Origin of the sequence: Solwaraspora sp. WMMB762, from assembly GCF_049179115.1 — a bacterium.
In the GTDB taxonomy this organism is placed as follows: domain Bacteria; phylum Actinomycetota; class Actinomycetes; order Mycobacteriales; family Micromonosporaceae; genus Micromonospora_E.
In genome coordinates this window covers 6,402,689-6,421,321 of record NZ_JBMHMD010000001.1, presented here as the reverse complement: position 1 = coordinate 6,421,321, position 18,633 = coordinate 6,402,689, and the positions used below count along the sequence as shown (strand labels likewise).

Annotated in this window: 18 protein-coding genes; 9 read left to right on the top strand and 9 right to left on the bottom strand. The window is 69.7% G+C overall.

Features of this window, described 5'->3' with window-relative positions; genetic code table 11:
- Positions 1 to 15: 15 nt before the first annotated feature.
- Positions 16 to 993: an acetylxylan esterase gene (locus ACN27J_RS28810; protein WP_278167270.1), complete on the bottom strand. Its 978-nt coding sequence runs from the start codon at positions 991 to 993 to the stop codon at positions 16 to 18.
- Between the two features lie 84 nt (positions 994 to 1,077).
- Between ACN27J_RS28810 and glpK the strand changes: the two genes are divergently transcribed.
- A complete protein-coding gene (glpK, locus tag ACN27J_RS28805) occupies positions 1,078 to 2,598 on the top strand; it encodes a glycerol kinase GlpK (RefSeq protein ID WP_421371055.1) in 1,521 nt (506 codons plus the stop codon).
- Positions 2,599 to 2,652: 54 nt separating this feature from the next.
- On the opposite strand, the gene ACN27J_RS28800 is transcribed toward glpK, so the two are convergent.
- Complete coding sequence (locus ACN27J_RS28800) at positions 2,653 to 4,164, bottom strand: cellulase family glycosylhydrolase (RefSeq protein ID WP_421371053.1); 1,512 nt, start codon at positions 4,162 to 4,164, stop codon at positions 2,653 to 2,655.
- Positions 4,165 to 4,396: 232 nt separating this feature from the next.
- On the opposite strand from ACN27J_RS28800, the gene ACN27J_RS28795 reads away from it, so the two are divergent.
- A complete protein-coding gene (locus ACN27J_RS28795) occupies positions 4,397 to 5,602 on the top strand; it encodes an ROK family transcriptional regulator (protein WP_421371051.1) in 1,206 nt (401 codons plus the stop codon).
- Between the two features lie 114 nt (positions 5,603 to 5,716).
- Here the strand turns inward: ACN27J_RS28795 and thrS are convergent, their stop codons facing one another.
- A complete protein-coding gene (thrS, locus tag ACN27J_RS28790; protein ID WP_421371050.1) occupies positions 5,717 to 6,979 on the bottom strand; it encodes a threonine--tRNA ligase in 1,263 nt (420 codons plus the stop codon).
- Between the two features lie 296 nt (positions 6,980 to 7,275).
- Here thrS and ACN27J_RS28785 point away from each other — a divergent pair, with 296 nt between their 5' ends.
- Positions 7,276 to 7,971 (top strand): class I SAM-dependent methyltransferase, encoded by a 696-nt coding sequence (locus ACN27J_RS28785; RefSeq protein WP_421371048.1) that lies wholly within the window; start codon positions 7,276 to 7,278, stop codon positions 7,969 to 7,971.
- 56 nt (positions 7,972 to 8,027) lie between these two features.
- Here the strand turns inward: ACN27J_RS28785 and aspS are convergent, their stop codons facing one another.
- The 3 genes from aspS to ACN27J_RS28770 all read right to left on the bottom strand — a co-directional run bounded on the left by aspS (position 8,028) and on the right by ACN27J_RS28770 (position 10,594).
- On the bottom strand, positions 8,028 to 9,332 hold the full coding sequence (aspS, locus tag ACN27J_RS28780) for an aspartate--tRNA(Asn) ligase (RefSeq protein ID WP_421371046.1): 1,305 nt from the start codon (positions 9,330 to 9,332) through the stop codon (positions 8,028 to 8,030).
- 268 nt (positions 9,333 to 9,600) lie between these two features.
- Positions 9,601 to 9,804, bottom strand: a complete 204-nt coding sequence (locus tag ACN27J_RS28775; protein WP_421371044.1) for a hypothetical protein — start codon at positions 9,802 to 9,804, stop codon at positions 9,601 to 9,603.
- Between the two features lie 19 nt (positions 9,805 to 9,823).
- On the bottom strand, positions 9,824 to 10,594 hold the full coding sequence (locus ACN27J_RS28770) for a class I SAM-dependent DNA methyltransferase (RefSeq protein ID WP_421371042.1): 771 nt from the start codon (positions 10,592 to 10,594) through the stop codon (positions 9,824 to 9,826).
- Between the two features lie 176 nt (positions 10,595 to 10,770).
- On the opposite strand from ACN27J_RS28770, the gene ACN27J_RS28765 reads away from it, so the two are divergent.
- Positions 10,771 to 11,103, top strand: a complete 333-nt coding sequence (locus ACN27J_RS28765; protein ID WP_278167263.1) for a YnfA family protein — start codon at positions 10,771 to 10,773, stop codon at positions 11,101 to 11,103.
- Positions 11,104 to 11,246: 143 nt separating this feature from the next.
- On the top strand, positions 11,247 to 12,173 hold the full coding sequence (locus ACN27J_RS28760; protein ID WP_421371038.1) for an endonuclease domain-containing protein: 927 nt from the start codon (positions 11,247 to 11,249) through the stop codon (positions 12,171 to 12,173).
- Between the two features lie 83 nt (positions 12,174 to 12,256).
- Here the strand turns inward: ACN27J_RS28760 and ACN27J_RS28755 are convergent, their stop codons facing one another.
- Both ACN27J_RS28755 and ACN27J_RS28750 read right to left on the bottom strand, forming a co-directional pair.
- Positions 12,257 to 12,484 (bottom strand): DUF397 domain-containing protein, encoded by a 228-nt coding sequence (locus tag ACN27J_RS28755; protein ID WP_421371036.1) that lies wholly within the window; start codon positions 12,482 to 12,484, stop codon positions 12,257 to 12,259.
- Positions 12,485 to 12,491: 7 nt separating this feature from the next.
- Positions 12,492 to 13,337 carry a helix-turn-helix domain-containing protein gene (locus ACN27J_RS28750; RefSeq protein WP_421371034.1) on the bottom strand — a complete coding sequence of 282 codons (846 nt, stop codon included), beginning with the start codon at positions 13,335 to 13,337 and terminating at the stop codon, positions 12,492 to 12,494.
- A 106-nt stretch (positions 13,338 to 13,443) separates the two neighbouring features.
- Here ACN27J_RS28750 and ACN27J_RS28745 point away from each other — a divergent pair, with 106 nt between their 5' ends.
- Positions 13,444 to 13,809, top strand: coding sequence for a hypothetical protein (locus tag ACN27J_RS28745; protein ID WP_278167258.1), 366 nt, complete (start codon positions 13,444 to 13,446; stop codon positions 13,807 to 13,809).
- 89 nt (positions 13,810 to 13,898) lie between these two features.
- Here ACN27J_RS28745 and ACN27J_RS28740 read toward each other — a convergent pair whose 3' ends face one another.
- Positions 13,899 to 14,540 (bottom strand): class I SAM-dependent methyltransferase, encoded by a 642-nt coding sequence (locus tag ACN27J_RS28740; protein WP_421371032.1) that lies wholly within the window; start codon positions 14,538 to 14,540, stop codon positions 13,899 to 13,901.
- A 109-nt stretch (positions 14,541 to 14,649) separates the two neighbouring features.
- Here ACN27J_RS28740 and ACN27J_RS28735 point away from each other — a divergent pair, with 109 nt between their 5' ends.
- From ACN27J_RS28735 to ACN27J_RS28725, 3 genes are all read left to right on the top strand, one after another.
- Positions 14,650 to 15,240: a helix-turn-helix domain-containing protein gene (locus ACN27J_RS28735; protein WP_421371030.1), complete on the top strand. Its 591-nt coding sequence runs from the start codon at positions 14,650 to 14,652 to the stop codon at positions 15,238 to 15,240.
- Between the two features lie 58 nt (positions 15,241 to 15,298).
- Complete coding sequence (locus ACN27J_RS28730; RefSeq protein WP_421371028.1) at positions 15,299 to 16,903, top strand: MFS transporter; 1,605 nt, start codon at positions 15,299 to 15,301, stop codon at positions 16,901 to 16,903.
- Positions 16,904 to 17,082: 179 nt separating this feature from the next.
- Positions 17,083 to 18,510, top strand: a complete 1,428-nt coding sequence (locus ACN27J_RS28725) for an AAA family ATPase (RefSeq protein WP_421371026.1) — start codon at positions 17,083 to 17,085, stop codon at positions 18,508 to 18,510.
- Positions 18,511 to 18,633 lie beyond the last annotated feature (123 nt).

Here is an 18,633-nt window from a genome sequence, read left to right as displayed (position 1 = left end):
CCGCCGCTCAGCCGGCTACCAGCCGATCTGCTTGCGGACGAACTCGATCGACAGCTGGTCGAAGTGCGCCCGGCCGCCCTCGTGCCCGTCCCACTCGTACACCTCGATCTCCTTCGGGCCGGCGTACGCGTGGTAGGCGGCGAAGACCGTCGACGGCGGGCAGGTCTGGTCCATCAGCGCCGCGCTGAACAGCGCCGGGGCGGTGGCCCACGGCACCAGGTGCGCGGCATCGACGTAGTCGACGGTGGCGAACGCCGCCGCGGCCCGCTCCGGTTGGATCCGGCAGAACCGGACCAGCTCGTTGTACGGGTCCGCGTCGGTGATCGTGACGGCGCGGCGGATCTGGCACAGGAACGGCACCCGGGACACCACCGCACCGACCCGGTCACCGGCGAGCGCGGCGGCGGCCAACGCCAACCCGCCGCCCTGGCTGGTGCCGACCACGGCGATCCGGGACCTGTCGACACCGGGCAGCTCGGGGGCGATCTCCACCGCGCGGGCCGCGTCGGTGATCAGCCGGCGGTAGTAGTAGCCGGCCGGGTCCAGCACACCCCGGGTCAGGTAGCCCGGCGTGGTCGGCCCGGACCCGTCCGGCCCGGCGTCCGGGGTGTCCCCGCCACGCCACGACCCGCCCTGGCCACGGGTGTCCATCACCAGGTGGGCGAAGCCAGCCGAGGCCCACAGCAGCCACTCGTGCGGGCGGCCGCGGCCGCCGCCGTACCCGATGAACTCGACGACGACCGGCAGCGGCCCGGCGGCGCCCGACGGCACATTGAGCCAGCCCTTGATCTCCTGGCCGGCGAAGCCGGTGAAGCTGACGTCGTACGTGTCGATCATGCGCAGCGCGGTTTTCACCGGGGTCGCTACCGGCGGCACCGCCATCGACCGAGCGTCGGACAGCGTCTCGTCCCAGAACTCGCGCAGATCCGCCGGGGGTGACAGCTCAGGCTGGTAGCGCCGCAGCTGATCGAGGGGAAGATCGAACCAGGCCATGGCGGCACGCTACCAGCGCCGGCCGACCCGACGGGGGCCGATGTCTGCGGCCATGCCGGCCCTGGCTACGGCCATACTGGCCCGATGACGGAGCAGACCAGCGTGGCCACCGCCGGACGGTACGTCGCCGCCATCGACCAGGGCACCACCTCGTCGCGGTGCATCGTCTTCGATGCCGACGGCGCGATCGTCGCCATGGCGCAGCGCGAACACCGGCAGATCTTCCCGCGCCCCGGCTGGGTCGAGCACGACGCCGAGGAGATCTGGGCCAACGTCGAACAGGTGGTCCGCCAGGCCCTCGCCGACGCCGGCGCAAGTGGATTGGCCGCGATCGGCATCACCAACCAGCGGGAGACCACCGTGGTGTGGGACCGGGCCACCGGCCGGCCGGTGCACCACGCGATCGTCTGGCAGGACACCCGCACCGGGCCGCAACTGCAGCGGCTCGGCGCGGCCGTCGGCGAGCAACGGCTGCGGGCGCGCACCGGGCTGCCGCTGGCCACGTACTTCGCCGGGCCGAAGGCGATGTGGCTGCTGGAACACGTCGACGGGCTGCGTGAGCGGGCCGAACGCGGCGAGGTGCTGTTCGGCACGATGGAGTCCTGGCTGATCTGGAAGCTCACCGGCCGGCACGTCACCGACGTCACCAACGCCAGCCGTACCCTGCTGATGGACGTGCGCACGCTGCGCTGGGACGACGAGATCCGGTCAGCGGCGGGCATTCCGGCCGCGATGCTGCCGGAGATCGTCCCGTCGGCCTCGGTCTACGGTACGGCGGACAGCGGCGTCGCCGGCGGGGTCCTGGCCGGCGTACCGGTGGCCAGTGCGCTCGGCGACCAGCAGGCGGCGCTGTTCGGGCAGACCTGCTTCCAGCCCGGCGAAGCGAAATGCACCTACGGCACCGGCAGTTTCCTGCTGCTCAACACCGGCACGAGTGCGGTCACCTCGCAGCACGGACTGTTGACCACGGTGGCGTACCAGATCGGTGACGCCCCGGCGCACTACGCGCTGGAAGGCGCGATCGCGGTGACCGGTTCGCTGGTGCAGTGGCTGCGCGACAACCTGGGGCTGATCTCCAGTGCGGCGCAGATCGAGGAGCTGGCCCGCAGCGTCGACGACAACGGCGGCTGCTACATCGTGCCGGCGTTCTCCGGACTGTTCGCCCCGCACTGGCGGGCCGACGCCCGGGGCGTGGTCGCCGGGCTGACCGGCTACATCACCAAGGGGCACCTGGCCAGGGCGGTGTTGGAAGCGTCGGCGTGGCAGACCCGGGAGGTGGTCGACGCGATGAACGCCGACTCCGACGTGGCGCTGCGCCGGCTGCGGGTCGACGGCGGGATGACCGCCAACGGGCTGCTGATGCAGTTCCTCGCCGACGTGCTCGACGTGCCGGTGGTGCGCCCGGCGGTCAGCGAGACCACCTGTCTGGGGGCGGCGTACGCGGCCGGGCTGGCGGTCGGTTTCTGGCCGGACGAGGCGACGTTGCGCGCCCAGTGGCGGGCCGACGCGCACTGGCGGCCGGCGATGTCGGCGGCGCACCGCGACCGTGAGTACGCCCAGTGGCGCAAGGCCGTCAGCCGTACCCTCGGCTGGGTCGACGACTGACGACCCGCCCGCAGGTGACCCCGGCCGCGTCGCCGGGGTCACCGCGAGGCAGAATCAGACGTACGGGCTCTGGGTCAGCAGGTGGGCCTGGTATCCTTCGCCGACGCCGGGCTCGGGAGTGCCGGCCCAGTCCTTGATGAGTACGGCACCGCCGGTGCAGCCCCAGGGGTTCCAGGTCCAGGCCAGGTATCCCATGTCGTGCGCGTCGGCCCAGTTCACCAGCTGCTGCATGTAGTCGAAGCCGCAGTCGTCCTGGCCGAACTCACCGAGTACGACCGGTACCTGCTGTGCGAGCGGGGCGATCTGACTGTCCCAGCAGGACTCGTCCGCGCAGGCGTTGAAGCTGTACGCGTGCCAGGAGGCGGCGATGTTGTTCAGCGGGTCGTTCGGCCGGTAGGTCAGCCATTCGCGCATGTCGTTGGTCCATTCCAGACCGCTGACCATGAGCATGTTGGTGGCGCCGGTGGCGCGGACCGCGTCGACGAGGTCCTGCATGCCGGCTACCTCGTAGGGAAGACCGACGCAGGTGCCGCCGTCGCGCAGGCACTGCCAGCCCAGCGTCTTGTCCCATTCGGCGGGCATCTCCGGGTACGGCTCGTTGAACAGGTCGAAGACGACGGCGTCGTTGCCCTTGAACGCGTTGGCGACGCCGGTCCAGAACTGCGGGGCGTACCGCGCGTCGGGCATGGGCTTCTGGCAGGTGGCGTGCTCGTCCTTGCAGTGCCAGTCCGGGCTGTCGGGGTAGGCACCCCAGTTCCAGTGCAGGTCGAGGATGACGTTGATGCCGTTGGCGACGAGCAGGTCGACGTACTCCTTGACGCCCTGCTGGTAGGGGGCACCGCTGGGGGAGCCGTTGACGCCCAGCCAGCATTCCTCGTTCAGCGGGATCCGTACCGCGTGGATGTTCCAGGTCTTCATCGCGTCGACGGATGCCTGGTCGACCGGCCCGGAGTCCCACAGGCCCTTGCCCTGTACGCAGGCGAACTCGCCGCTGGAGCGGCTGACACCGAGTAGCCGGTACGCCTCGCCGTCGGCGGTGACGATCTTGTTACCGGACACCTTGAGCTCGGGCGCGGGGCCACTGGGCGGAGGCGTCGTCGGCGGGGCCGTCGTTGTCGGGACCGAGGTGGGGCTCGGCGTCGGCGAGGTCACCGATCCGGTGCAGGTGGTGCCGTTGAGCGCGAACGACGCCGGTACGGGGTTGGCGCCGCTCCACCCGCCGACGAATCCGATCGAGGTCGACGCGGCGGTGCCCAGTGACCCGTTCCAGCTCATGCTGGCCGCCGAGACACGGGCGCCGGACTGGGTCCAGGTCGCGCTCCAACCCTGCGTGACGCGCTGGCCGATGTTCGGGAAGTCGAACGTGAGGGTCCAGCCCGACGTCGGGTCACCGAGGTTGGTGATGTCCACGCTGGCGGTGAACCCACCGGACCATTGGCTCTGCACCGTGTAGGTGACCGAGCAACCGGACGTGGCCGCCGAGGCGGGAAGGGCTGCCGCAGCGATGCCGGCCAGGACCAGCGCGCTTGCGGCGCTGGCGGCCAGTAGGGCACGACGGTGTTTCATCTGATCTCCTCTTACCTGGGGCGAGAGATCGATGGGAGCGCTCCCGACATCCTTTATTAAGCTACTTACGAAAGTCAATACGCGGCACGGCCGGCGGCCAGCCGCAGCCGGCGAGACGGGCAGCCGGCGAGACGGCCGGAGCCGGCGAGACGGGCAGCCGGCGAGACGGCCGGAGCCGCTTCGAGCGGTAAGTTGGCTTGCCTGGCAGAGCGATCGGACGGAGGAGGCGACCGTGGCGCCCAGCCCGATCTGGGCCAGCCGGCCGAGGACCCGAGGCCTGGTCCTCGACTTGATCAGGTCAGCGCGCACGATCACCCGGATAGAGCTCGCCGAGGCGACAGGGCTGACCGGAGCCACCATCTCCGAGGTGGTCCGCGAGCTGATGGGCGACGGCCTGGTCGTCGAGGCCGGCCGGAGCGCGCCCACCGGCGGCAAGCCACGCACGCTGGTCCAGCTCAACCCGCTGGCCCGCTACAGCGTCGGTGTCCAGCTCGAACGCAACACCTGCGTCATCGTCGTGGTCGACCTGGCCGGCCGGCCGGTGGCCCGCACCTCGTTCCAAGGCGTGGCGACGATGCCGCCCGACCAGGCGCTGCCGCTGGTGGCCTCGCAGGTCGACACGCTGCTGGCCACGGCGGCGGTGGATCGCGACAAGGTGTTGGGGCTCGGCCTGGTCAGCTACGGCCCGCAGGACCGGCGCGCAGGTGTGCTGTTGACGCCGCAGCCCACCGACGAGTGGCTCGACTATCCGGTCGCGCACCGACTGTCGCACCACCTCGGGCTGCCGGTCCTGCTCGACAACGACGCCGCAGCGGCCGCCATCGGCGAATACTGGATGGGCGCGATGGACCCGCGCTGCACCTACGGCTGCATCTACATGGCCACCGGGATCGGCGGTGGAGTAGTGGTCGCCGGCGAGATCTATCGGGGCACCTCCTCCAACAGCGTGGAGATCGGCCATATCTCGATCGACGTCCATGGCGACCCGTGCACCTGCGGCAACGTCGGCTGCCTGGAAAACTACGCCGGCCCGTCGGCTCTGGTCCGGCAGGCCCTGGCGACACCGGAACTCGCCCAGCGGTTGGCGCTCGACCCGGCCGAGACCGACCTCCTCACCGAGTTCGCGCGGATCGCGGCCGCCGCGAACGCCGGCGATCCCGCCGCCCGGGGCCTCGTCGAGCAGTCAGCCCGCTATCTCGGAGCCGCCGCCGTCACCATGACGAGCCTGTTCGACGTGGACGCGATCGTCCTCGCCGGGCCCAGCTTCGCTGTCGGCGGCTCGATCTACCAGGCGGTCATCCAGCAGGAGGTGGACCGCCGCACGTTCGCCCGGCGGGCGCATCCGGTGCGGGTCGTACCGTCGGTCAACGGGTCGGACGCGGCGGCGATCGGCGGGGCGGTCCTGGTTCTGCGGAGCGAGCTGACCGTCGGTCGTTGACAAAGATCGAAGTCCGCGCTGGTGAATCCCAGTCACTGACCCGCCAGTGCCTACCCGAGCAACTCATCACGTTGACCATCGTCACGCCGTCTTCGAACGCCAGTGGAAGGACGGCTAGGCCGGACCACGACTCGCGACCGCCGACGCGATCAGCGCGATCGCGTCGGCACCGGGCATCGCCGGCAGCTGGCGGCCGTTGCGCAGCCGCAGCGCCACCCGGCCGTACGGTGCCTCCCGTGCGCCGATCACCGCCACGTACGGGATTTTGCGCGCCACCGCCGCCCGCACCCGGGATCCGATGGTGCCGTCGGCGTCCACCTCGACCCGCAGACCGGCGGCGATCGCGTCGCCAGCCAGCGCGTCGGCGGCCGGTCGCTGATCGGCGGCCACCGGCAGGACCCGCAGCTGCACCGGGGCGTACCAGGCCGGGAAGGCACCGGCGTGCACCTCGATCAGGTGGGCGAACAGCCGCTCCATCGAGCCGACCAGGCTGCGGTGCACCATCACCGGCCGGACCCGTTCGCCGCTTTCGTCGACGTAGGACAGGTCGAAGCGGGCCGGCTGGAGGAAGTCGACCTGGATGGTGGACAGGGTCGACTCGCGCCCGGCCGGGTCGACGATCTGCACGTCGATCTTCGGCCCGTAGAAGGCGGCCTCACCGGCGGCGACCCCGTACCGGACACCCGCCGCGTCCAGCGCCTGACGCAGCAGCCGCTCGGCCTGCACCCACGCGTCGTCGTCCCCGGCGTACTTGCCGTCGGCACCGCGTAACGACAGCTGGTACGATGACACCCGTACGCCGAGTGCGTCGTGCGCCTGCCGCATCAGCCGCAGCACGTCGGCGATCTCGGCACCGATCTGCGACAGGGCGCAGAAGATGTGCGAGTCGTTCAGCCAGATCGACCGTACCCTGGTCAGCCCACCCAGCACGCCCGAGCGTTCCGCCCGGTACATGGCACCGAGTTCGGCGATCCGCAGCGGCAGGTCCCGGTAGGAACGCTGCCGCGCTTTGAAGATGAGCGCGTGGTGCGGGCAGAGACTGGGCCGCAACACCAGCGCGTCGCCGTCCCCCTCGCCAGCCTCGTTGCCGTGGTCGTGGTCGTTGTCGCCATCCCCACCCAGGGCCATCGGTGGAAACATGTCGTCGGCGAAGTTGGTCCAGTGACCGGACAACTCGTACATCCGCCGTTTGCCCAGCACCGGTGAGTAGACGTGCTGGTATCCGGCGCGGCGTTCCAGCTCGCGCAGGTACGACTCGACCTCGTGGCGGGCCACCGCGCCCGCCGGCAGCCAGAACGGCAGGCCGGCACCGATCAGCGGATCGGAGTCGAACAGATCGAGTTCCCGGCCGAGCTTGCGGTGGTCGACGTTCTTCACGGTGTCTCCTGGTGGGTCGTGGCCCGGCCGAGACACCCTGCGGAAAGCCGAAAACGGCCCCGGGCGTCTCGCCCGGGGCCGTTTCGTCAGCTGAGGATCAGGTCAGCGCGAACCTACGCCGGGACGTCCCGGCGTCGTCGTGACCGACCACAAAACCATGACCGCGATCGTACGCCTGCCCCGCTCCGCCGCCCACCGAATTCCGCTCACCGGGTTCCGGTTCCGCCGACGTCCCGGTTCCGCTGCCGCAGCCGAAACCGTTCGTCATGGACGGCGACCGGCGGGATGCTGTCCCGATGCCCACCCGCACCGCCTACGACGACGAGCTCGGCGACCACTTCGCCCGACACGCCGACACCAGCCCGTACAACGCCTATGTCGACCGACCGGCGATGCTCGTCCTTGCCGGGGACGTCGGCGGGCAGCGGATCCTCGATGTCGGCTGCGGGGCCGGACATTACGCGGCGGAGCTGCTGTCGCGCGGTGCCGAGGTCGTCGGGATCGACGGCAGCGCGACGCTACTGAAGCATGCCCGACGCCGACTCGGCGACCGCGCCGAACTGCACCGGCACGACGCGGAAGACCCGCTCGATTTCATCGACGACGCGTCGTTCGACGGGGTGGTGTGCGCGTTGATGCTGCACCACGTCGCCAACCGACGGCAGCTGCTCGGCGAGCTACGGCGAGTGCTGCGGCCGGGCGGGTGGCTGCTGGTCTCCACGACCCATCCGACCGCCGACTGGCGACACTTCGGCGGCTCGTACTTCGCTGACGACTGGGTGGACCTTCCGCTGGCGGGTGGGCAGATGTCGATCCACTACCAACGGATGACGCTGGAGACGTTCCTGGGCGAGCTGCTGGACGCCGGTTTCAGCCTGGAGCGGCTCGTCGAACCACGCCCGGTGCCCGATCTCCGGGACGTCGACGAGGCTGCCTACCACAAGCTGCGCCAGTCGCCGTACTTCGTCGCTGTCCGGCTCCGACGACCCTGACGACCGGCGGCCGTCCGGTGCCCCGCTGGTCGCGGGACACCGGACGACACCGTCTGTCAGGGGGCGAGGCGGTGCAGGTCGCGCGGGAAGAGCGTGACCTGCCGGATGTTCGCTACGCCCAGCAGCCGGGCCACGAACCGCTCCAACCCGAACGCGAAGCCGCCGTGCGGCGGCATGCCGTACCGCATCGCGTCCAGATAACCGGCGTACGGGGTCAGGTCGGTCTCACCCCGCTCGGCGAGCGCGTCGACGTAGTCGCCGTACCGGTGCAGCCGCTGACCACCGCTGACCAGCTCCACGCCCCGGAAGATCAGGTCGATAGCGCGCGAGTAGCCGGGCCGGGCCGGGTCCGGATGGGTGTAGAACGCCCGGTGCCGGGTCGGATAACCCTCGACGAAGACGAAGTCGCTGCCGTGCTCGCGCAGCGCCCACTCCCCCAGCCAGCGTTCGTGCTCCGGGGCCAGGTCCGGCTCACCGGTGACGTCCCGACCGGTCGTCGCGCTGATCATGGCCAGGACGTCGGCGAAGTGCACGATCACCGGCTCCGCCGGCAGCGCCGGCAGCCGTACGTCGAGCAACTCCAGCGCCGGCCCGGCTCGCTCGGTCACCGCCGCCAGCATCCCGGCGACGGTGGCGTGGCAGGCGGCGATCACGTCCCGGTGGTCGTCGACGAAGCCGAGTTCGGCGTCGAGCGACGTGTACGCCGCCAGGTGCCGGGCGGTGTCGCTCGGCTCGGCCCGGAACACCGGCCCGACCTCGAAGACCCGCTCGAAGACGCCGACCATGATCTGCTTGTACAGCTGCGGTGACTGGGCAAGATAGGCCTCGCGGCCGAAGTAGTCGAGGGCGAAGACGTTCGCGCCGCTCTCGGTCGCCGTACCGACGATCTTCGGGGTGTGGATCTCGACGAACCCCATGCTGGTCAGGGTCTCCCGGAAGCCGGCGACGGCGGCGGCCGATATCCGGTGCGTCGCGGCCAGCTTCGGGTGCCGCAGCGCGACCGGCGCGTGGTCCAGGATCGTCGGCAGGTTCGCCCGCAGGTCCGGCCGATAAAGATCAAACGGTACGGATGCAGCCGGGTCGGTGAGCGGCGTGATCGTCGGACCGGTGACCTCCACGCCGCCGGGGGCGGCCGGCTGGGCGGTCGCGGTGCCGGTGACGGAGACGGTGGTTTCCTCCGGCAAGTCTTCGAGCTGGGCCCGTACCGCCGGGTCGGTAACGACGACCTGGGCGAGCCCGGCGGCGTCGCGCAGGATCAGGAACGCGACGGATTTCAGCAGCCGCCGCCGGTGAATCCAGCCAGCCAACCGTACGGGCTGGTTGACGTGGGCGGGCAGGGCGGCGGAAAGGATGCGTTGCATGGTGGTGACCTCCTCCGGTGTGCGCAACGCGTCCCCAGAGAGGTGTGGGCGAGCGGGATCCTCGCGGTGCCACCACACCTTCACCGCGCCACCGCGTGGTGTACGCGTGGCGCGGCCTTCGCTTACCCGTGACGTGGGCGAGGCGGCGGGAGTCTACTGAGCCCGCACGGGCCGTTCTTTCCCGCAGCTCAGGAGGGTCTTCACGGCCGGGCCGGAGTCCGCCCTCTCAGCTGTGGGCGGCTCTCTGTCACTCCGGTGGGCGCAACCGCTACTCGGCTCCGTCGTCGCTGTTACCTGCAGACGCTAGCGGCACGGCGTCGTCGTCCGCATCCAGATTCCGACCGCCATCGGCGAGAGTCTGGTGGTCGTCGGCTTCGTCCTGCTCGATGAGGTCGACGTCGAGCCGGTCGAGTAGATCACGAAGGGATTCCAGCAGCTCGGCACGCCGATCGGAATCGGCGTCAGCGGCCACCTCACCGACGATGTTCCCGCTATCTTTCATCGGTCTCGCTCCCCGGGCCAGTCGATGGCATGCGCCAGACGGAGACGTGTTTCTCGCTGTCGCAGGTGAACGGCGAGCCGTCCCAGTCCGCTACCCGCCGCTCCAGCTCCAGGCCGGCGAGCCGGGCCATCAGGTCGCACTCGGCCGGCCAGATGTAGCGGAAGTTGCTGGCACCGTAGCTGGCGCTGCCGTTGTCGCGCCGGCGGTAGTGGTGCGAGGTCCCCTGCTGGGTGACCATGTCGTAGGTGTCGAAGCCGACGTGCCGGTCCGTCACCTCGAACGGCACGGCCGCCTGCCCCGGCGGGAACCGCCGGATGCCCGGCACCCACAGCTCGACGACGAACCGGCCGCCGGGCGTCAGGTGCCGGGCGGCGTTGCGGAAGCACTCCACCTGTTCGTCCTGCGTACGCAGGTTGCCGATGCTGTTGAACACGACGTACACCAGGGAAAACCGCCCCGGAACCGTCGCCGTCGCCATGTCGCCGACGACGACCGGCAGGTCGTCTGCCGCCGGGACCTTGCGGCGTAGCTGATCGACCATCGGCTGTGACAGCTCGATCCCGCTCACCGCAATGCCCTTCGCGGAAAGCGGGATCGCCACCCGGCCGGTGCCGATCGCGAACTCGAGCGCGGGGCCGGGGCCGGCCAGCTGCGCCAAAAACTCCACTGTCGGCGTAAGCACGTGTGGGGCGAACATCTCTGCCGAGGTGCGGTCGTACCCCTGTGCTGCCTGCTCATCCCACAGATCACTGCTCGTCATGGGCGCGATACTCAAAGCTCACCTACACTCGCACAAGTCATTTTCGCCGGCGTGGTCACCTCATCGAGGTGAGGCTGACGCACGTCATTTCGCGTTTTGAGGTGCGTCAGCCTCACCTCGATGCGGCGGCAGTGCGGCGGCCTGGTGCCGGCGGAGGTCTGGGTAGGGTCGGCGTCGTGACCGTCGCGCGCTCCCTCGTCCTGTTCGTGCTTGCCGCGCTGGCCGAGATCGGTGGGGCCTGGCTGATCTGGCAGGGCTGGCGGGAGCACCGCGGCCTGCTGTGGATCGCCGCCGGGGTGATGGCGCTCGGGCTGTACGGTTTCGCGGCGTCGCTGCAGCCGGATCCGAACTTCGGCCGGATCCTCGCCGCCTACGGCGGGGTCTTCGTCGCCGGCTCGCTCGCCTGGGGCGTCGTGGTGGACAAGTTCCGGCCGGACCGCTGGGACATCACCGGCGCGGCGATCTGCCTGATCGGCGTCGCCGTGATCATGTACGCCCCACGCGGCTGAGCCAGCACGGCGCTACGCGGCCGGCAGCGCTCCTGTACCCGGCGGGTGTACCTGGAGCCGGCGATGGTTTTCTTGCGTCGGATGCGCGACTGGACCGGCGTACCGGGCAGAAAACCACTGTGACGACCCGGCAAGCTCCTCCGATGTCCCGCCACGCCACGGTGCCCCGCGAGTTGAGCTTCGAGCCGTTCTCCGGCAGCCGCGCCATCGCTGCCGGCCTGATCACCCGACGGATGCTCAACGGCCCGCACTGGCGCCGCATCCTCCCCGACGTCTACGTACACGAAGGCTCATACGACCCCGACGACCACCGGATGTGGTGCGTGGCCGCCGCCGCACGTCTGCCGCCCGGCGCGGCGATCCACGAACTCAGCGCGGCCTTTCTTTGGGGGGTTGATCTTCTGCCGCTACGCGGCCCGAGACATGCGGTGGTACCGGTACACGTCGCGCTGCCGAAGACCGCCCGGCCTGATCCGCACCCCAGGATCAGGTACGCGTACCGGACGCTCACCCCGGACGACATCACGTCCTTGAGAGGGCTCCCTTTGACCACTGAAGTCCGTACTGCGTTCGATCTGGGTCGCTCGCTGCCGCGCGCCGACGCGCTCGGCGCCCTCGACGCGTTCCTCCACCGCCGCCTTGTCACGCGCAACAACCTTGCCGTATACATCGACACCCGCCCTGGGCTACGCGGCTTGCAACAGGTGCGTGACCTCCTTGCTCTTACGGAGCCGTTGAGTGAATCGCCGATGGAGAGCCGACTCCGCCTGCTGCTGCACGACGCCGGCCTGCCGAAACCCACCCCGCAGTACAGGGTGAAAGCTTCTTCTGCGGGCAAGGGGCGGTTCGTCGCGCGGGTCGACCTGGCATACCCGCAGTGGCGGATCGCTATCGAGTACGAGGGTGACCACCACCGGGAGCGGGCCGCGTTCCGGAAAGACGTGTACCGCTTCAACGCGCTCCGGGAAGCCGGCTGGCTGGCGCTCCGCTTCACGGCCGACGACGTACTCCGCAGGAAAGAACAAGTCGCACAAAAGGTGCGGTACGCGATCGCCGAACGCGCCACCTGACCACATCGCGCCCGTCGAGGTGAGGCTGACGCACCTCAAAAGGCAAAATGAGGTGCGTCAGCCTCACCTCGATACGGAACACATCAGGCAGAGGCGGGACCGCCGTGCCGGAGAGCGGTCACGAAGCCGGCCCAGGAGTCGCCGGAAAAGGACAAAACCGGGCCGTACGGATCCTTCGAGTCCCGCACCGCGACACCAAGCGCGCCAGAGACGCCATGATCAGCCACCCCAGCCACCTCGACACAGTTGGAGTTAGTACCGCTGCGGCTCGACTTGCGCCACGCCCGGCCAGACAGGTCGGCTGCGTTCATCCTCGCCTCATTCACGCTCGTGCTCCACCGCGAGCCGGGCCACCAGGTCGATCGACCCGGCCGGGCTCAGCGCCACCGTGAGCACCTTATCCAGTTCCTCGCGAAAGAAGCTCACCTGCTCGGGCTCCTCCAGGAACAACCCGGAGATCTTGTGCTCAAGGTGCACAACCGTCCGGTTACGGGGGAAGTCCAAGATGGCGAATGCCCCGTCCAGACCTGCGTAGCCGCCGACCGACGACGGCACGACCTGCAGGGTGACGTTCGGGCGGTCGGTGGCGTCGACGAGGTGTCGGAGTTGCCGACCCATCACCCATGGACCGCCGAGCGGCCGACGCAGCGCCGCCTCGTCCAGGATCGCGTGCAGTGCCGGTGGTTCGGACCTCGCCAGGATGGCTTGGCGCCCCAGCCGAGCGGTGACTCTGGTCTGCGTGTCGGCCTCCGAGAAGCCAGAATCCCGCAGGAGCGCCCTGGTGTAGTCGGGGGTCTGCAGCAGACCCGGTACGAGCAGCGGTTCGAAGTCGAAGATCGCCGACGCCTCGGACTCCAACTGGATCAACGTCCGGGACTCCACGGGGAGACCGCCCAGCACCTCCCACCAGCCGGGCTCGGAGCGCTCCGACATTGCGAGCAGCCGCTGCCGTTCCTCACCGGTGACACCGTAGATGACCAGCAGGGATGCGACGTCCTCCAACTTGCTGCCCTGCCGGCCGGTCTCCATCCTGGACAACTTCGACGCCGGCCAGCCGAGTCTCGCCGCCACCCCACGGACGCTCAACTTCCTGCCCTGCCGCAGGGCGCGCAGTTCGCCGGCGAGGCCACGGATGGCGATGGTGGGTGGCGTTGGCTTGGTCATCGAAATCCTCCTGTCCCCAACCTCTTGACACGAGGCTACCGCCGTAGCCATGTTGTATGCAACGTTGCTTTCTCAAGAGACACAGCCTGAGTGAGGTGAGCCAGTGATGTTGGTGAAGGTGCGGGCGTACGACCCGGCGGACAGCCCGGGGCCGATCCCGTCGGTGATCGACCACTTCCGGCCCGGCCCGGACCTGCCCGAACAGCTCAGCGAGGCGGAGCACACGGCAGCCCGTTACACCGTCATCTTGGTGCCGCCGGAGGAGGCAGAGATCCTCGACCTCGGCCGGGAGAACCCAGGACTCAAGCTCTACCTGGACCACCATTGGGAGGCGGACGTATCCGATCTCGACGAGGCGGCGACGTTGATCTCCGAGCACTGCGGCAAGCGGGTCACGCTGGTCGAGCACCGGGCCGACCTCTGCTACTGGACGGCGTACGTGGAGCTGCCCTACGCCGACGGCGGGAGCTGACGCGCCGGTCGGCAGGCGAACTGCGTACTGACGAACGACTGCCGGGCTGGCCGTGATCGACCAGCCCGGCAACGTACAGCCTGGGTTTCTCAGGCTGGCGGCGTGCGGTGGGCCCGGACGACGAAGTCGTGGATGGTCAGCTGCTTCGAGTCGTGGTGCACCTCGCGGGTACGGGACTCCGCGACGGCCACCTCCCACTGGGCTTCGGGCAGGGACCCGACGACGGCGTCCAAGCCGATCGACGCAGCCTTCGGGGCGTGGGCCGCCGAGTGGGTGTCGGCGTGGTCGTGGCCGACGACCACCAGCGTCCCGCCGGGGGCGACGGCTGCGGCCAGCCGTGCCACGAACCGGTCGAACGGCAGGTCGGGGTGGACGTACTGGCTGGTCACCAGGTCGTAGCGCTGCGACGGCTCCCAGCTGGTCAGATCGGCGGTGAGCCAGCTGATGCGCTGCGCAATGGCCGGTTCCTGCTGCGCGGCGAGCTTCTCGGCGCGGCCGACCGCAGTCGGCGAGGCGTCGACGGCGGTCACCTGCCAGCCTCGGCTGGCGAGCCAGATCGCGTCGGCGCCGGTGCCGCAGCCCGCGTCGAGCGCCGTACCCGGGGGCAGGTCCGCGACCTCGGCGACCAGCTGCGGTCCCGGCGAGACGTGTCCCGCCGGGTGTGCCTGATAGTGCTGCTCCCACCAGTCGGCACTGAACGCGGGATGGCCCGCGTGGGTCTCGTTGGTCATGCTTCGACGGTAGTGAGCCTCCCGGTAATCGGAAGAGTTCATGCGGTTTCCGCAAGAAGGCGCCGTACATCGGCAGGGCCCGCCGCCGGACGCGCCTAGCATGGTGGGCGTGTCAGGGGTCGAGCTTTCCGACGTGGTCCGGCAGCGCATCCGTGGCCTGCGGCAGGCGCGCGGGTGGAGTCTCGACTCCCTTGCCGCCAGGTGCCACCTGAGCCCGTCCACGCTGAGCCGCATCGAGACCGGCCACCGGCGGATCGACCTCGACCAGCTCGTCGCCCTGGCCCGGGCCCTGGACACCACGATCGACCAGCTCGTCGAGCCGGTCGACGATGCCGACGTGATCATCCGGCCGATGAAGCACCAGGAGCCGGGTCTGGCCACCTGGGTGTTGTCGCGCGGCTCAAGCCAGACCGGCGGCAGCATGGTGGCGAAGATGCGGATCACCCCGGAGCGCCGTACCGGTCCGGGGCATCTGAGCGTGCACCCCGGGCGGGAATGGTTCTTCGTGCTCAGCGGCACCGCACTGCTGCACCTGGGTGAGCGGCAGATCCCGGTCGGCCAAGGGAACGCGGCAGAGTTCTCCACGATGATCCCGCACTCCATCGGCGCGGTGAACGGGCCGGTGGAGATCCTCACCATCTTCGACCAGGACGGCGAGCGGGCACACGCACAGTCGTCGGGCGACGCCCCAACCAGTTAGTCTTGCCATTACTGCAAGCCTTGGTGCCGATTGAGCAAGCCGGGGTTAGCTTTCCCGCATGACCTCTCCAAGCCTGTCTCCGCAGGTGGCAGCCGTGGCGGACGCCGCTGCGGCGGATTCCGACCCGACGATCCACGATCCGCGCCGACGGCGCGCCGTCCTCATCGCGGTCTGCATCGCGCTGATGGCGGTGATCGCTTCCGTCTCCGGGCTGAACGTCGCCCAGCAGGAGTTCGCCGTCGCGTTCGGCGCTTCGCAGAGCACCGTCCTGTGGATCATCAACATCTACACGATCACCTTGGCCGCGCTGCTGTTGCCGCTCGGCGCGGTCGGCGACCGGTGGGGCCGCAAGCCCGTACTGCTCGCCGGGCTGGTCGTCTTCGGGGCCGCCAGCGCCGCCGCCGGCCTCGCCACCTCGACCGAGATCATGATCACCGCACGACTGCTCAGCGGCATCGGCGCGGCGATGATCATGCCGATCACCCTGGCCGTGATCACCTCGACCTTCCCGGAGAAGGAACGGTCCCGGGCGATCGGCGTCTGGACCGCCGTCGCCGGCGGCGGCGGCCTGCTCGGGATGTATCTGTCGGCGTTCCTCGTCGACGTGGCGGACTGGCGCTGGCTGTTCGCTCTCCCGGTCGCGCTGGTCGTCGTGGCCGCCGGCATGACCATCCGGTACGTCCCGAACTCCCGCGAGGAGTCGGACCACCCGTTCGACACCATCGGTTCGCTGTCGTCGGTGCTCGCCGCCGTCGGACTCATCTTCGTCCTGCACGAGGGCCCGGAACACGGCTGGACCGCGCCCGCCACGCTGGTGGGTCTGCTCGTCGGTGTCCTCGGTGCCGTCGTCTTCGTCGCCTGGGAGCTGCGTCGACGCGCGCCGCTGCTCGACGTCCGACTGTTCCGCGACCGGGGGCTGTCCAGCGGCTCGGTGTCGCTGCTCGCGGTGTTCGGCGTGCAGGCCGGCATCTTCGTCGTGCTGTTCCCGTACTTCCAAGCCGTCCTCGGCTGGTCCGGGCTGCGCTCCACGCTGGCGATGATGCCGATGGCCCTGCTGATGATGGTCGCCTCGGGCCTCGCCCCACGGGTGGCCGCGCTGGTCGGCGCCCGCACCACCATGGCGGCCGGGATCTTCCTCGGCGGCGCGGGCCTGGCCCTGATGGCCAGCTTCGTCTCGGTCGACGGCGGCTACCTGTCGGTGCTGCCCGGCATGCTCGCCATGGGGCTCGGCATGGGCCTGTCGATGACCCCCTCCACCGAGGCGATCACCAGCGCCCTGCCCCGCTCCCGGCAGGGCACCGCGTCCGCGCTCAACGACGTCACCAGGGAGTTCGGTGCCGCGCTCGGTGTCGCACTGCTAGGGGCGATCGTGTCCGCCGGCTACCGCAACGCCGTCGACCCCCGGCTCGATGAGCTGGCCGTCGACGCGCCCGACGGGGCCCGGGAGGGTATCGCCACCGCTCTCGCCGCCGCCGACGACGCCGGCCCGTACGCCGACGAGCTGGTCCGGGCCGCGCAGCAGTCGTTCGTCGACGGCTGGCAGCAGGCGATGTGGGTGGGCGTCGGGGTGATGGTGCTCCTGTTCGGCTACGTGCTCGCCCGGGGTCCGCAGCGTCGGCCACGAGCCGAGCAGCCCGAACCGACTCCGGAACAGGTCATGTGATCGAGGGTGCGGCCGCACCTGGTGAGCGCCGCTCACCAGGTGCGGCCGGTGATCCGTTCGTAGACCTCGACGTAGCGTTGGGTCACGTCGTTCATGTGGTCACACCGGCAGCGCGGCCGGGAGCCTCGCTGCCGGCAAGGCGTCGGCGTGGTCGGTGAGCGCACGGCTAAGCTTCGAGCATGCTGACTCGGCTGGAGGTGCAGGGCTTCAAGAACCTGGTGGACGTATCCATCGAATTCGGCCCTTTCACCTGCATTGCCGGCGCCAACGGCATGGGCAAATCCAACGTCTTCGACGCGATCGAGTTCCTCTCGTACCTCGCGTCCGAACCGCTTGTGGAGGCTTCGCAACGGGTCCGGGGGGCATCAGGCATGCGCGGCGGCGATCCTCGGGATCTGTTCTGGGACGGCTACCGCGATCACGAGCACCGGATCAGACTTGCCGCGGAGATGATCGTGCCGGCGCAGGTAGAGGACGACCTCGGCGCGCCGGCCCGACCCACGACGACCTTTCTGCGGTACGAAGTCGTCCTCGGGTTCGAGCGTCCTACCCATGCTGGCAGCGTTGGCCGGCTGAGTCTGCTCGGTGAGGAGCTTCGCCACATCCGACGGGGAGAAGCGGCTCGACACCTCCGGTTCGGCCACAGCGCGAAGAAGTTCCGCAGTACGGTCATCCGTGGCGAGCGGCGCGGCGGCGCTTTCCTGTCGACAGAGCATCGCGAGGGCGGCACGGTCATCAACGTGCACGGCGACGGCGGCAGCTTCGGCAAACCGCAACCGAGAGCGGCTGGTCGGGCCGGACGCACCGTGCTGAGCACGGTCACCACGAACGACTATCCGACGATTCTCGCCGCCCGTCGGGAGATGCAGAGTTGGCGGCGGCTCGCGTTGGAGCCGACCGCTCTGCGTACACCCGACGGGCTGTCCGACCCCCGCACGCTGGGTACCGACGGCCGGCACCTCGCCTCGACCTTGTACCGGATGGCACACGAGCAGCCGGCTGGGCCACACGACATGGGACCGGAAGCGGTGTACGCACGGGTCGCGGGACGCTTGGCGGACCTCAGCGGTGTGGCGGTCGAAGGACTCACCGTCGAGCTCGATCCGGTCCGGGAAGTGTTCACGCTCTTTCTTCAAGAGAAAGGCGGGCTTCGGCTGCCGGCTCGGGCGCTGTCCGAGGGGACGCTGCGCTTCCTGGCGCTCTGCGTACTCCTCGAGGATCCGACGTTCACCGGGCTGATCGCGATGGAGGAGCCTGAAAATGGCATCCATCCCGCCAATCTGCCGGCGATGGTGGAGCTGGTACAGGATCTCGCCGTGGATCCGGCCGAGGCACCCGACGACGACAATCCGTTCCGCCAGGTCATCGTGAACACGCACTCGCCCGGCGTCGTTCAACTCTGTCAGGGCGAGGATCTGCTGCTGGCCGAAGTCCGGGCACGCAGGACGTCCGATTCGGCCATCGCCCGAAGGCTGTCGCTGCTACCGTTCCGGCAATCCTGGCGGGCCGGGCCGGGCGAGCCGACCTTCTCTGAGGCCGATGTCGTCGCCTTCCTGGCCGCGCCACCGGGTGCCCAGCTTCGCCTGCCACTGGACATGGTCGGATGACAGGCCGGACGTACCGCGGACTGTTCGTTTCGGAAGGCACCTCGGACCTGCCGTTGGCGGATCTCATCGAGACGCTGTTCCTCGACCGCGGTGTCGATCTGTTTCTGAGCCGGCCGGACTTCG

Coding starts and splice junctions, on each gene's coding strand:
- ACN27J_RS28810 (WP_278167270.1), bottom strand. CDS start 993: ATGGCCTGGTTCGATCTTCCCCTCGATCAGCTGCGGCGCTACCAGCCT.
- glpK (WP_421371055.1), top strand. CDS start 1,078: ATGACGGAGCAGACCAGCGTGGCCACCGCCGGACGGTACGTCGCCGCC.
- ACN27J_RS28800 (WP_421371053.1), bottom strand. CDS start 4,164: ATGAAACACCGTCGTGCCCTACTGGCCGCCAGCGCCGCAAGCGCGCTG.
- ACN27J_RS28785 (WP_421371048.1), top strand. CDS start 7,276: ATGCCCACCCGCACCGCCTACGACGACGAGCTCGGCGACCACTTCGCC.
- aspS (WP_421371046.1), bottom strand. CDS start 9,332: ATGCAACGCATCCTTTCCGCCGCCCTGCCCGCCCACGTCAACCAGCCC.
- ACN27J_RS28770 (WP_421371042.1), bottom strand. CDS start 10,594: ATGACGAGCAGTGATCTGTGGGATGAGCAGGCAGCACAGGGGTACGAC.
- ACN27J_RS28760 (WP_421371038.1), top strand. CDS start 11,247: ATGTCCCGCCACGCCACGGTGCCCCGCGAGTTGAGCTTCGAGCCGTTC.
- ACN27J_RS28755 (WP_421371036.1), bottom strand. CDS start 12,484: ATGAACGCAGCCGACCTGTCTGGCCGGGCGTGGCGCAAGTCGAGCCGC.
- ACN27J_RS28750 (WP_421371034.1), bottom strand. CDS start 13,337: ATGACCAAGCCAACGCCACCCACCATCGCCATCCGTGGCCTCGCCGGC.
- ACN27J_RS28745 (WP_278167258.1), top strand. CDS start 13,444: ATGTTGGTGAAGGTGCGGGCGTACGACCCGGCGGACAGCCCGGGGCCG.
- ACN27J_RS28740 (WP_421371032.1), bottom strand. CDS start 14,540: ATGACCAACGAGACCCACGCGGGCCATCCCGCGTTCAGTGCCGACTGG.
- ACN27J_RS28730 (WP_421371028.1), top strand. CDS start 15,299: ATGACCTCTCCAAGCCTGTCTCCGCAGGTGGCAGCCGTGGCGGACGCC.
- ACN27J_RS28725 (WP_421371026.1), top strand. CDS start 17,083: ATGCTGACTCGGCTGGAGGTGCAGGGCTTCAAGAACCTGGTGGACGTA.